This window comes from Arthrobacter sp. A2-55, from assembly GCF_025548615.1.
GTDB lineage: Bacteria > Actinomycetota > Actinomycetes > Actinomycetales > Micrococcaceae > Specibacter > Specibacter silviterrae.
The window spans coordinates 36,705-50,176 of record NZ_JAJLOZ010000002.1 but is presented as its reverse complement, the minus strand read 5'-3'; the positions used below and the strand labels follow the sequence as shown (position 1 = coordinate 50,176).

At 67.4% G+C, this 13,472-nt stretch carries 9 protein-coding genes; 6 read left to right on the top strand and 3 right to left on the bottom strand.

Going from position 1 to position 13,472, the window contains the following annotated elements:
• Positions 1 to 53 precede the first annotated feature (53 nt).
• Complete coding sequence (locus LPN03_RS00885) at positions 54 to 2,375, bottom strand: DEAD/DEAH box helicase (protein ID WP_410468541.1); 2,322 nt, start codon at positions 2,373 to 2,375, stop codon at positions 54 to 56.
• 138 nt (positions 2,376 to 2,513) lie between these two features.
• Positions 2,514 to 3,209: a GNAT family N-acetyltransferase gene (locus LPN03_RS00880; protein WP_262452602.1), complete on the bottom strand. Its 696-nt coding sequence runs from the start codon at positions 3,207 to 3,209 to the stop codon at positions 2,514 to 2,516.
• Between the two features lie 79 nt (positions 3,210 to 3,288).
• Between LPN03_RS00880 and LPN03_RS00875 the strand changes: the two genes are divergently transcribed.
• Positions 3,289 to 4,182: a rhodanese-related sulfurtransferase gene (locus tag LPN03_RS00875; RefSeq protein WP_262452601.1), complete on the top strand. Its 894-nt coding sequence runs from the start codon at positions 3,289 to 3,291 to the stop codon at positions 4,180 to 4,182.
• A 4-nt stretch (positions 4,183 to 4,186) separates the two neighbouring features.
• Here the strand turns inward: LPN03_RS00875 and LPN03_RS00870 are convergent, their stop codons facing one another.
• The gene (locus LPN03_RS00870) at positions 4,187 to 5,317 is read right to left on the bottom strand and encodes a hypothetical protein (protein WP_262452599.1); all 1,131 of its coding nucleotides are present in this window, start codon (positions 5,315 to 5,317) and stop codon (positions 4,187 to 4,189) included.
• 205 nt (positions 5,318 to 5,522) lie between these two features.
• Here LPN03_RS00870 and LPN03_RS00865 point away from each other — a divergent pair, with 205 nt between their 5' ends.
• The 5 genes from LPN03_RS00865 to proC all read left to right on the top strand — a co-directional run bounded on the left by LPN03_RS00865 (position 5,523) and on the right by proC (position 13,417).
• Positions 5,523 to 7,229, top strand: a complete 1,707-nt coding sequence (locus LPN03_RS00865) for a methyltransferase (protein WP_262452597.1) — start codon at positions 5,523 to 5,525, stop codon at positions 7,227 to 7,229.
• A gap of 123 nt (positions 7,230 to 7,352) precedes the next feature.
• On the top strand, positions 7,353 to 10,112 hold the full coding sequence (gene topA, locus LPN03_RS00860) for a type I DNA topoisomerase (protein WP_262452596.1): 2,760 nt from the start codon (positions 7,353 to 7,355) through the stop codon (positions 10,110 to 10,112).
• Between the two features lie 66 nt (positions 10,113 to 10,178).
• Positions 10,179 to 11,165: a Ppx/GppA phosphatase family protein gene (locus tag LPN03_RS00855; protein WP_262452594.1), complete on the top strand. Its 987-nt coding sequence runs from the start codon at positions 10,179 to 10,181 to the stop codon at positions 11,163 to 11,165.
• 6 nt (positions 11,166 to 11,171) lie between these two features.
• Positions 11,172 to 11,996 carry a sugar phosphate isomerase/epimerase family protein gene (locus LPN03_RS00850; protein ID WP_165182964.1) on the top strand — a complete coding sequence of 275 codons (825 nt, stop codon included), beginning with the start codon at positions 11,172 to 11,174 and terminating at the stop codon, positions 11,994 to 11,996.
• A gap of 404 nt (positions 11,997 to 12,400) precedes the next feature.
• Entirely contained in the window at positions 12,401 to 13,417 is a 1,017-nt protein-coding gene (gene proC / locus LPN03_RS00845; protein ID WP_306987530.1) for a pyrroline-5-carboxylate reductase, read from the top strand.
• Positions 13,418 to 13,472 lie beyond the last annotated feature (55 nt).

Below are 13,472 nucleotides of genomic sequence, written 5' to 3'. Positions count from 1 at the left end.
AGCCGGAAAGCGGCCGGCTGGACAGCGGCAACCCCACGGCTGTGAAGACATACTTACTTCGGGGCGGGGCCAGCATGCCTGAGGAGGGTGTCCAGGAGCAGCAACGCTCCGGCCTTGTCCAGGGGGTTGTTCTTGTTGCCGCACTTGGGGGACTGCACGCAGGACGGGCAGCCGGATTCGCACTCGCAGGCACTGATGGCGTCCCGCGTGGCACGGAGCCACACGCGGGCCATGGCGAATCCCCGCTCGGCAAAACCCGCCCCGCCGGGGTGTCCGTCATACACAAAGATGGTGGGCTGGCCCGTGTCGGCGTGGATGGCCGTGGAAACCCCGCCCACATCCCACCTGTCGCTGGAGGCAACCAGCGGCAGCAGCCCGATGGCAGCATGTTCCGCGGCATGCAGGGCCCCCGGGAACTGGGGTTCCACCAGGCCGCCGTCCACAAGGGTGCGGTTGTCCATGGTGAACCAGACCGCCTTGGTGAACAGGTCCCGGGCCCCCAGCTCAAGCGGTTCCTCACCGAGCACTTCGTTGGAGATGAACGCCTTGCGCTGGAAGGACACCACTTGCGTGGTGACCTGGACCTCGCCAAAGTGCATCTCCACGGGCCCCCACAGTTCGTGGCGCTGCGACTCCAGCACCGCAATCTGGGTAACGTCCCGGGCCGTGGTGTAGTAGTCGGGGTTCCCACGGCGGACGAGGGCACAGTGGTCCTGCTCGTTGAGTTCCTGGACCACGTAGGGCTCGCCCTGGTGAACGTAGACGGCGCCCTGATGCGCCTGGTAGTGGGACTGGGGGGAATCCATGGTGCCCAGGAGTGCCCCGGTGTCCGCATCGATGATGTTGATGGGGCCGCCGCCGTCGGCCCTGAGGTTGACCATGGCCGCAGCGCTCTGGGGGTGCGTCCAGAACCAGCCGGAGGGCCTGCGGCGCAGGTAGCCGTCGGCGACCAGGCGGTCCAGCAGGGCCGCAGTGTTGTCCGGAAACAGTGCCAGTTCATCGACTGTGAGGGGCAGCTCGGCCGCCGCTGCGCACAGGTGCGGGCCCAGCACATACGGGTTGGAGGGGTCGAATACCGTGGCCTCCACGGGCACATCAAAGATGGCTTCGGGATGGTGGACCAGGTAGGTGTCGAGCGGGTCGTCGCTGGCCACGAACGCGGCAAGCGCGTCCTGCCCCGCACGCCCGGCCCGGCCGATTTGCTGGAACAGGGAGGCCCGCGTGCCCGGCCAGCCGGCCACCAGGACGGCGTCGAGACCGGAAATGTCAATGCCCAGTTCCAAGGCGGAGGTGCTGGAAACGCCCAGCAGTTCCCCGGACCTCAGCGCCTTTTCCAGGTTCCGGCGCTCCTCGGGAAGGTACCCGGACCTGTATGCGGCAACCCGGCCGGGCAGGCTGGGGTCCACATCGTCCAGCAGGCGGCGGGTCACGCTGGCAATGGTTTCGGCCCCGCGGCGGGACTTGATGAACGCAATGGTCCGCACCCTCGCCGAGACCAGGTTGGCCAGCAGGTCTGAGGTTTCGGCGATGGCCGTCCTGCGGGTCTTGGCGCCGTTTTCGCCCTTGAACTCCGTCAATTCGGGCTCCCAGAACGCCACCGTCGTGGCGCCGTGGGGCGAGGTGTCCTCCGCCACGGTGGTGGCTGGGGCGCCGATCAGCCTCGAGAAGGACAGCCCCGGGTCCGACGACGTGGCGGAGGCTCCGATGAAGACCGGCGTGGCGCCGTAGTGGGCGCAAATGCGGCGAAGGCGCCGCATCAGGACGGCTACGTGCGAGCCAAACACGCCGCGGTAACTGTGGGCCTCATCGATGACCACGTACTTCAGCCGCCGGAAAAACCTGGCCCACCATGGGTGGTTTGGCAGGATCCCAAAATGCAGCATGTCCGGGTTGCACAGGACAAAATTGGCGTGGTCGCGGATCCAGCGGCGGTCACCCGGCGGGGTGTCGCCGTCGTACGTGGCCGGCCGCAGTGTTGCCAGGTGAAGCGACGCAAGGGCGGCCAGCTGGTCGGCGGCCAGTGCCTTGGTGGGGGAGAGATAGAGAGCCACGGCACCGTCGTCCTGAAGCCTGCCCGGATGCTCAAGCACCTGCAGTTCCGCCCGGTGGACGGCGTCGACGGCGGGCAGCTGGTACGCCAGGGACTTGCCGGATGCCGTTCCCGTGGCGATGACCACATGGTGGCCGCCGTGCGCTGCGGAGGCTCCCTCGATCTGGTGCTGCCACGGGGTGCCGACGCCCAATCGCGAATAGGCGCTGACCAGGTCTGCATGGACCCATTCCGGCCACGCCACATTGACTGCCGAACGGGCCGGGATTCTCCGGACATGCTGCAGCTGGGCGGGATGGTCGCCCCGCCCCAGCATGGCAATCATGGATTCGTTGGCCGGCACCCCATCATTGTGCCACCGCCGGCTTCCGCCAACCCCCGGGGAGGCCCCGCCGGGCCGCGGCCGGGCCCCCGTGCCGGCCCCGCCGGAGCCCGCCGGGCCTGGTGGTGCCAGACAGCAGCCCTACAGTTTCGCCCGGGGCACCAGCACAGTCACGGGGCTGATGCTGCGCCAACCCATTTTGTAGTACAGCCGCTGGCCGTCGGTGCTGGCCAGCAGCAGGCCGGTGGTCACGGGGAATTCCTTGGCCCGTGCTGACAGCGACTGCATCAGCGCCCGCCCGTAGCCGCGCCGCCGGTGGGCGGCATGCGTCTCAATTTGGTCAAACACCGCATAGTCGCCATAGATTGCCACTTTGCCGCTGGCCACGGTGACGGTCCCCTGCACAATGGAGGCGGCAAACCGGGCCTGGCAAACGGACGCCACCCTCCGGCCGCCGATCCGCCGCACCTGGAGGTCAAGGTCGGGGTCGCCCAGAAAGGCGTCCTGGTTGTCCTGGGTCTCCATCCTGACCATCATCATTTGTTCCGAGACGGAAAGCATGCCCAGCCCCGCCTCGTGTGCCTGACGGACATAGCGGTGCACGTCGGATCCCAGGACGCTCAGTGCCCGCCTGTCCGACTGGACCACCTGGGCGGCCAGCATGGCAAAAGGGGCGGGTTCGGGATTGCAGATGAAATACTCCCAGTCACCGCTGCGGTCCATGCGCAGGGCTGCGGGGTAACCGGTGCCGAAATCGGTCCGGTAGCTTCGAAGCGCGGTCCAACCTGCAAACCAGGCGTCCAAAAGTTCCTCAAGCTCCGTGGAACCAGCTGTCATGGTCCCAGCCTATGTCAGCATGGCGGCTCCCAGCCATCGCACAGGAGGGCATTTGCCCCCACCCCGTACGCTTAAATACGTGGCTTTGAACAAAATTGTGCTCTTTTACGGCTTCGCCCCCGTCCCCGACCCGGAAGCGGTGCGGCTGTGGCAGCGCGCCCTATGCGAAAAACTCCAGCTCAAGGGCCGGATCCTGATCTCCAAGGACGGCATCAACGCCACGGTGGGCGGGGACATCAAGGACCTCAAGCAGTACCTGAAAACCACGCGCGAGTACGCCGGGTTCAAGGACATTGATGTCAAGTGGTCCGACGGCACCGGTGACGACTTCCCCCGCCTGAGCGTGAAGGCCCGCGAGGAAATCGTCAGCTTCGGCGCCCCCGGCGAGCTCAAGGTGGATGAAAACGGCGTGGTGGGCGGCGGCACGCACCTCAAGCCGGAGGAGCTCCATGAACTCGTCGCGGAGAAGGAATCCAAGGGCGAGGAGGTCGTGTTTTTTGACGGCCGCAACGCCTTCGAGGCCCAGATTGGCAAGTTCAAGAACGCCGTGGTCCCCGACGTCGCCACCACCCACGACTTCATTAAGGAACTGGACTCCGGAAAGTACGACAACCTCAAGGACAGGCCCGTCGTCACCTATTGCACCGGCGGCATCCGCTGCGAAGTCCTGAGCTCCCTCATGGTCAACCGCGGCTTCAAGGAGGTCTACCAAATGGACGGCGGCATCGTCCGCTACGGGGAAACCTTCAAGGACAAGGGCCTCTGGGAAGGCTCCCTCTACGTGTTCGACAAGCGCATGCACCTGGAATTCAGCGACGAGGCCAAGGAAATCGGCCGCTGCATCCGCTGCAACACCCCCAGCAACAAATTTGAAAACTGCTCCAACCCCAGCTGCCGCAACCTCAACCTCTACTGTGCCGCCTGCGCCAGCGAGCCGGAAACGCTCCAATGCCCGCAGGGCTGCACGGACTGACTCCTCACACGGCGATCAGCTCGAGTTCCGGCCCCTCGTGCAACGCCAGGTAAACCCGGTTGCGGAGCACATTGGCCTCCGCCGAGGTGAGGGTCCGCTCCAGTGACTGCAGCGTCAGCCGCACCAGCACGTTGGCCTGCCCGGCACCAAGGCCCGGAAGCAGGCCCAGCCGGGACACGGCCGACGGCGGCAGCTGGTCCACCGGGGTCACGCCCAGCACCTCCACCCCCGCCAGCACGTCCGCGTCGGGACCCAGAGCGGAACGCGCCGCATCCCCCAAAACCTCGGCATCGACGTCGTCCGCGCAGACCAGCGACAGGTCCCGCCGGATGGGCGGCATGGCGGAAACCGGGCGGTAGGGGGACAGGTCCGCCATCTGGGCGGCGACGCGCGGGTCCGTTGAGCGCAGCAGCCGGATGTCGTCAATGCCCTTGCGCAGCATCAGGGCGCGGTCCAGGCCCATGCCCAGCGCCAGCCCGCCCCACCGGCGCGGTTCCAGCCCGGCCGCGCGCAGCACCGGGGCAGCCACCAGCCCCGCCTCGGCCAGTTCCAGCCATTCCCCGCCCACCTGGACGTCCAGCTGCACGCCCGCCGTGGTGTATGGGTGGGCAGTGGGGACGGCCCGCCACTGCGCGCCCGGCAGGACGGCGTCGACGACGGCGCCCAGCATGTCCGTCAGCTCCGGCACGCCCAGCAGGCCGCGCGAGCGAAGCCGCCACAAATCCACCTGGTGCGGGGTGCCCACGTGCGTGCGGTCCACGGCGTCGCGGCGGTAGACGAGGCCGGGCAGCACATGGAGGGTGTCGTAGCGGCCAAGCTCGCCCCGGAGTGAATCCAACACGGCCGGAACGCCCGCGGAGGTGTGGCTGCGGAGCATGACGGTGGGGCTGACATGGCGGGAATAGCGCGAATCGCGGGTGACGTCGTCGGGGCTGAAGCCGAGGCGGTCGTAGTTGTCGCGCACCGAGACCAGCGGGTTGGGGCGGTGTTCGGCGACGGGAACGCCCCACCGCGAGGCCAGGGCGTCCGTGACGGCGGCCAGGAGGGCGGACAGGGCGTGGCCTGAGGAGGGATCGCTCAGGTCCGGGATGCCCAGGGCGGCATTGAGTTCGGAAACGGATATTTCGGTGTGCATGGGGAATCCTTGAAGTCCGGGAGGGCGGTGGGCAAAAACCCCTCAGCCGCCGCCGGATGGACTCAGCGCGTCAGCGAAGCAGCCCATGCGGCCGGATGCGGCCGAGGGCAGGTAAATCGCTGGTTGATGTGCATGAAGCCATTCTACGCCCCCGAATATCCCGGGCCCTGCCGTCCGGCAGGGCCCGGATCGCTAGGCTTGTCCAATGACAGATTTCGCCGCCATCCCCGATGCCCCGCGCAGTGACAACCCGGCCCTCCTGCACGCGCTCGCCGCCGACCTTGCCGCCCTGGACTACACGGTCGACGGCGTGGCGCGGCTCCTGGGTGCCGAGGCCTCCGAGGCGCTGGCCCGGGACCAGTGGGTCCCCGCCTCCCTGGTGCTCCGCGACAGCCATGAGCCGCTGGCCACCGTGGCCAAGTTGTGGCTCCTGGCCGAGGATGTCACGGGGGAGGCGCTGGCCCGGGCCCTGCCCGGCGTGGGCCTGGACGCGCTGGCAGCCCTCGGCCTGGTGGAGCCGGCTGAAACTGCGGCAGCCGGCGGGCCCGCCCTCCTGCGCGCCGCCGTCGACCTCCGCCCCTACGGCTGGCCCGGCGACACCCCCGACGGCGCAACACCCGACGGCGCAACACCCGACGGCGCCGAGACCCCCGAAGGCGCCGACACCAACCTCTGGGTGGCCAGCGACCTGGGCGCCCACCAGCGCCCCGGCGTCCTCAGGCATGACCACGTCCTCGGGATCGGACAGGCCTCCCTCACCCTCGCCCAGGCCACCATCCGCCGCCCCGTGGCCCGTGCACTGGACCTCGGCACCGGCTGCGGGATCCAGCTGTTCCACCTGCTCCAGCATGCCGCGACAGTGGTGGCCACCGACATTTCCGCCCGTGCGCTCGCCTTCACCCGCTTCAACCTCATGCTCAACGCGCCGGCACTGGGGCTCGCCCCGAAGGATTTTGACCCGGCCACCAAGGACGCCAGGGTGTCGCTGCGGCTCGGCAGCCTGCTGGACCCGGTGGCGGGTGAATGCTTCGACCTGGTGGTTTCCAACCCGCCGTTCGTCATCACCCCGCGCCACCGCGGCGAGCAGTCCGCTGACCAGTTCACCTATCGCGACGGCGGCCTGGCCGGGGACGCGATTGTCGAAAACCTGGTCCGCGGGCTTCCGGCGGTCCTGGCCCCCGGAGGCACCGCCCAGATGCTGGGCAACTGGGAGGTGGGAAGGGGCGACGGCGGCGAGTCCCTCGGATGGGACGCCCGGCCCAGGCAGTGGGTCCCGGACGGCGTGCAGGCCTGGTTCATCCAGCGTGAGCAGCTCAGTCCCGGCTCCTACGCGGAAACCTGGCTGCAGGATGCCTCTCAGGGGCGGGACCGGGAAGCGTACGCCCTGGCCTACGGGGACTATTTGCGCGACTTCGCGTCCCGCAATGTGGCGGGAATCGGCTTCGGCTACATCCTGCTGCGGAAGCCGGAGCCGGCCGCCCAGGCGGGCATGCCGGCGTCGAACTTCAGCACTGACACCCGCTGTGAGGAAATCCTGTACCCGATCGAACAGCCCGCGGGCCCGCATCTGGCCGCCACCTTGGACCGCGAAGCGTGGATCGACGCCCGCGCTGACATCTGGGATGAACGCCTGGACGTGGCGGGCGACGTCACCGAGGAGCGCCACCAAAAACCCGGCGCCGAGCATCCCGGCGTGATACTGCTCCGCCAGGGTGCCGGGCTGCGCCGCACCACGCTGCTGAGCACCGAACTGGCCGGATTTGTCTCCGCCAGCGACGGCGGGCTGACGGTGCGCCAGCTGATTGGGGCCCTCGCCGCCCTGCTGGAACGCGATGATGCCGACTTCGCCGACGTCCTCTATGGCAGGGTGTGCAACTTGCTCCGGGACGGCTTTCTGCTGCCCGCCGAATAGCTCCCCGCCGCGGCGCCAGGGGACCCCCGGTTTCCCTTGCAATACATGTTGGGGGTAAAAATATGGTGAACTAGGCTCATGGGTGCGCCGTTCGCGCAACCTTTCATTCCCTGTAGGAGTACCGTGCCCAGCAAGGCAGCCAGCAAGCCAAAGACCGGCAAAAAGCTCGTCATCGTGGAGTCCCCCGCCAAGAGCAAGACCATCGCCAAGTACCTGGGCGAGGGTTTCGTTGTCGAGGCTTCCATTGGCCACATCCGTGACCTGCCGCAACCGTCGGACCTCCCGGCTGAGCTGAAGAAGTCCTCCATCGGCAAGTTCGCCGTCGACCTGGAAAACGGCTTCAAGCCCTATTACGTCATCTCCCCGGACAAGAAGAAGAAGGTGGCGGAGCTCAAGGCGCAGCTCAAGGACGCCGACGAACTTTACCTCGCAACTGATGGGGACCGCGAAGGCGAGGCCATCGCGTGGCACCTGCTTGAGGTGCTCAAGCCCAAGGTGCCCGTGCACCGCATGACATTTGCCGAAATCACCAAGGAATCCCTGCAGCGCGCACTCACCAGCCTCCGGGACCTGGACACGGATTTGGTGGATGCCCAGGAAACCCGCCGCGTGCTGGACCGGCTCTACGGCTACGAAATTTCCCCCGTGCTGTGGCGCAAGGTCTCCCGCGGACTGTCCGCCGGCCGCGTCCAGTCCGTTGTCACCCGCATGGTGGTGGAGCGCGAACGCGAGCGCATGGCGTTCCGTTCCGCCGGCTACTGGGACCTGCTGGGCAGCTTCGCCCCCGTGGACGGCAAGGAAGCCTTCACCGCTAAGCTGTCCGCCCTCGATGGGAAGCGCGTGGCCTCCGGGCGCGACTTCAACGACAAGGGCCAGCTGACCGGCAAGAACGTGGCGCACCTGGACGAGGCCGCCGCGAAGGCGCTGGCGCTGGGCCTGGAACACGCAGACTTCGCCGTCCGCTCCGTGGAGCACAAGCCGTACACGCGCCGGCCCGCCCCGCCGTTTACGACGTCGACCCTCCAGCAGGAGGCCGGGCGGAAGCTGCGCTTCACCTCCAAGTCCACCATGTCCACCGCCCAGCGCCTGTATGAAAACGGCTACATCACCTATATGCGTACGGATTCCTCGTCCCTGAGCGACGAGGCCGTCAACGCCGCCCGCCGCCAGGCCTCGGAACTGTACGGCCCGGAGTTTGTGCCGGCCGCCAAGCGCGTCTACGCCAACAAGAGCTCCAATGCCCAGGAAGCCCATGAGGCCATCCGCCCCGCCGGCGACTCCTTCCGCACCCCCGCCCAGGTGGCCAGCGCCCTGCGCGGCGACGAGTTCAAGCTGTACGAACTCATCTGGAAGCGCACGGTTGCCTCCCAAATGGCGGACGCCAAGGGCTCGACGGCGACCATCAAGCTCGGCGCTGCCGCCACCGGGGGCCAGGATGCGGAATTCTCCGTCTCCGGCACCGTCATCACGTTCCGGGGCTTCCTGGCCGCCTACGAGGAAGGCCGGGACGAGTCCCGCAACGACGCCGACGAGGCGGACAAGCGCCTGCCCAACGTCCAGGAAAAGGACGCCCTGAAAGCCTCCGAAATCACGGCAACCGGGCATGAGACCTCCCCGCCGCCGCGGTTTACTGAAGCGTCGCTGACCAAGGAGATGGAGGAGCGCGACATCGGGCGCCCGTCCACGTACGCCTCCACCCTGTCCACCATCATGGACCGCGGTTACGTGCGCAAGCAGGGTTCGGCGCTGATCCCCACGTGGATTGCCTTCTCCGTGATCCGCCTGTTGGAGCAGCACTTCACGTCCTATGTGGACTACAAGTTCACGGCCGGCATGGAGACGGGCCTGGACCGCATCGCCAACGGCGACGACAAGGGCTCCGAATGGCTCAAGCACTTTTACTTCGGGGCCGACGGCGACGATTCCGACGACGGCCTGCTCGGCATTGTGAACAACCTGGGCGAAATTGACGCCCGGGACATCAACTCGATCGCCATCACCGACACCCTGGTGCTGCGCGTGGGCAAGTTCGGGCCGTACCTGGAATCGACTGTCCCCACCCTGGACCCCAAAACCGGGGAGATCATCGAATCCGCCCGGGCCAACGTCCCCGAGGATCTGGCCCCGGACGAGCTCACGCCCGCCAAGGCGCAGGAACTGATGGAAACGGCGGCGCCGGAGGAGCGGGTGCTGGGCGTGGATCCTGCCACCGGACTGACCGTGGTGGCCAAGAACGGACGCTACGGCGCCTACGTCACCGAGGTGATCCCGGAGCTCACCGAGGAAGACATTGCCAAGCTGCCCGTTGAGTACTACAAGAACGGCAAGCCCAAGCCTGCCAAGAAGCCCGTCAAGGCCAAGCCCCGCACCGGGTCCCTGTTCAAGACCATGACGGTTGACACCGTCACGCTGGAGCAGGCGCTGCAGATCATGAGCCTGCCCCGGGTGCTCGGTGCCGACGCGGAAGGGGTGGAGATCACGGTGCAGAACGGCCGCTTTGGGCCATACCTGAAAAAGGGCACCGACTCCCGTTCCATCGGCTCGGAGGAGGAAATCTTCACCTTCACGCTGGAGGCGGCCCTGGAGATTTACTCCCAGCCTAAGCAGCGGGGCGCCCGCGCCGCCGTGCCCCCGCTGGCGGAGTTTGGCGAGGATCCCGTGTCAGGGAAGAAGATCGTGGTGAAGGAGGGCCGCTTTGGCCCGTACATCACCGACGGCATCACCAACATCACCGTGCCCCGCGGCACCGACGTGGGCGAACTGACCCGTGAGGCCGCCGTCGAGCTCCTGGCCGACAAGCGCGAACGCGGCCCCGTCAAGCGCACGGCCAAGACGCCGGCGAAGAAGCCCGCAGCCAAGCGGAAGGCTCCGGCCAAGAAGTAGCCAGTCCCGCCGCCGCGGCGGCGGGACTGGCAACTATTCGCGGGCGGAACGCGCAATAATGGGCACATGAGATTAGGCGTGCTCGACATTGGCTCCAACACGGTCCACCTGCTGTTGGTTGACGCGCGTCCCGGGGCCAACCCGGTGCCCTATGCCTCGCACAAGCGCGCCCTGAGCCTGGTGCAATACCTCGACGGCGACGGGAACATCAACGACGAGGGCCAGACCGAGCTCATCGAGTTCATTCTGGAGGCGTGGGAATTCGCCGCCAAGCACCGGGCCAAGGACCTGCTGGCGTTCTGCACCTCGGCGATCCGCGAATCCACCAATGGTGCCGCGGTGCTGGCCCGGGTGCGGCACGAAACCACCATCAGCCTGACGGAGCTGACCGGTGCCGAGGAATCCGCCATGACGTTTTTTGCCGTCCGCCGCTGGCACGGGTGGGGCGCGGGGACCATCCTGAACCTGGACATTGGCGGTGGCTCCTTTGAAATCGCCCAGGGCAGCAACGAACTGCCGGAGCTGGCCCACTCGGTGCCGCTGGGCGCCGGCCGCCTGACCCGGGACTGGCTCACGGAGGACCCGCCCACGGCCAAGAGCGTGAAGGAACTGCGCAAGCACATCAGGGCAACGCTCAAGGAGCCCGTTGCCGAGGTCCAGGCTCTCGGTGCCCCGCACATCGTCACCGGCTCCTCCAAAACATTCCGGGCGCTGGCGCGCATTACCGGGGCGGCGCCGTCGTCCATGGGACCGTACGTCAGGCGCGAACTGCACCTGACCGACCTGGGGCTGTGGAGCCAGCGGCTGTCCGCCATGTCCTCGGCCGACCGGCTGCACCTGCCCGGCGTGTCCGTGGCCAGGGCCAAACAGGTCCTGGCGGGCGCGCTGGTGGCGCAGGCAGCCCTGGAACTGTTCCAGGTACAGACCATGGAAATCAGCCCGTGGGCGCTGCGTGAGGGGCTCATCCTGCGGCGGCTGGACCAACTGGTTTTTGACGGGCCGCTGGATCCCCCGGCACATGTTGGCAAGCTCAAAAATTCGGCACTCGACTAGGCGGACATGACAACCACAGCTGCTGATTCCCCCCAGCCACCGCGCCACATCCCGGTGGCCCTGTCCACGGCGTCGGTGTACCCGCTGTCCGTCCACGACGGCTTTGCGGTGGCCGCGGACCTCGGGTACGACGGCGTGGAGGTGCTGGTGACGCACAACGGCGACAGCCAGGACTCCTCCGCCCTGAACGCGCTGGCGGAACGGTACAACCAGCCGATCGTGGCCATCCACGCACCCACGCTTTTGCTGACGCAGCAGGTGTGGGGGAGTGCGTGGAACAAGGTGCAGCGCTCGGCCCAGATGGCTGTGGACGTCGGCGCCGACGTGGTGGTGGTGCACCCGCCGTTCCGCTGGCAAAACGACTACGCCGAAACGTTTGCCCACGGGGTGCGCGACATTGCGGACGCGTTCGGGGTCCGCATTGCCGTGGAGAACATGTACCCGTGGCGGGTCCGTGGGCGAGAGGCCATGGCGTACCTACCGCACTGGGACCCCGTCCCGCAGGACTACCAGGACGTCACGTGGGACTTCTCCCACGCGGCGTCCGCGGGCGCCTCCAGCCTGGCTGCCGCAAAGGCCCTCGGTTCCAGGCTGCGGCACATCCACCTGACGGACGGCATCTCGCCGTCCACCAAGGACCAGCACCTGATTCCGGGCCACGGCACGCAGGAATGCGTGGAGGTGCTCCAGCATATTGCCGGGAACGGCTTTGACGGCGCCGTGGTGGCCGAGATTTCCACGCGCAAGGCCAAGGGGGCAGGGCAGCGCGAGGAATGGTTGGCCGAAACCCTGGAGTTTGCCCGCGTGCACCTGGGCCAAACCCTCGACTAACACTCCCCCGACGCTCGGTTGCAATCGGGGCGGTTTTGGCCGACGCTCCCGCAGTTGGTGCGGGAGCGTTCTCAAAAAATGCCCCGATTGTGAGGGAGGGTTTGTGTTGGGCGGGAGGGTTTGTCTTCTTAAATGCGAAATCGCCGGAGAACATGGGGCCAGTGGATGGGGGATACACTGGCGAGTTCTCCGGCGATTTGACTGGTCTTCAGGACAAAACCAATCCGATCATCACTCGCACCCTTATGAGGTAGTTAAAACATTAGGCCGCCACTTTGGGAATAACCGGGGCGCAGGCTGTGCGTTTGCCGTTAAGAATTTTCCGGGCGGGACGGGCGCAGCCGCAGCCGCAGCCTTAAACGAGAAACGCCGGAAGCGGTGCCAGGCCTTGGGGGAATGCCTGACTGCTTCCGGCGCCTCCGGCCCAACAGCTGATAAATCAACCGCCGGTCCGTCATCACTCGCACCTTTATGAGGTACTTACGACAGTAGGCGGGCTGTCTGGGCAAAGGCCCCGGTGCGGCTGGGAAAAGTCTGGCAATCCATTTGTTGCACGCCGGGCCCGCGCCAAGAATGATGGGACCATGACCAAAAAAATAGTATTTCTAGGCTGCGGTTCAATGGGCGAAGCGATTTTGACGGGGCTGCTTGCCGCGGGCACCCCTCCGCAGGCAGTCACCGTGACGGTGCGCCGGCCCGAACGAGCCGAGGAACTGGCCCACTCCCACGGCGTCACGGCGCTGGCCTCCAATGAAGACAGCAGCGCGAACACACTGGCCGTGGCAGGGGCCGGGGTGGTGATTCTCGGCGTCAAGCCCGTGGGAACGGTGGCGTTGTGCCGGGAAATTGCTGCGGAGCTCGAACCCGGCGCGGTGGTCATCAGCGTCGCGGCCGCTGTCTCGCTGGCCCAGCTGGAGGGCGCCCTGCGTCCCGGCCAGCCGGTGGTGCGGTCCATGCCCAACACGCCGCTGCGGGTGGGCCGGGGCGTGGTGGCCCTGTCCGCCGGCTCCCACGCCGGGGAAGCGCAGCTGGCCGCCGCACATGAAATATTTGACGGTTCCGGCGTGGTCCTGGACATTCCGGAGGAACAGCAGGACGCCGTCTCGGCCATCAGCGGTTCCGGCCCGGCCTACGCTTTTTACCTGGCGGAGGCCATGGCCGCCGCTGCGGTGGATTTCGGCCTGGCACCCGCGGTTGCCCAGGTCCTGGCCCGCGAAACCGTGGCCGGGGCCGGGCTGATGCTCGCCGAACCCGGGGCCGATCCTGCCACCCTTCGCCGCGGCGTCACCAGCCCGAACGGCACCACGGAACAGGCCATCGCCACGTTTGACCGTGAAGGCCTGCCGGGCATAGTGCTGGCCGGCGCGCGGGCCGCTGCCGCCCGGGCGGCGCAGATCACCCAGGAGCTCAGCGCACAGTAGGGCCACGTGCGGCGGCGCCACGTGAAGCGGGCCGCACGCCCTCCGCCGACGTCCT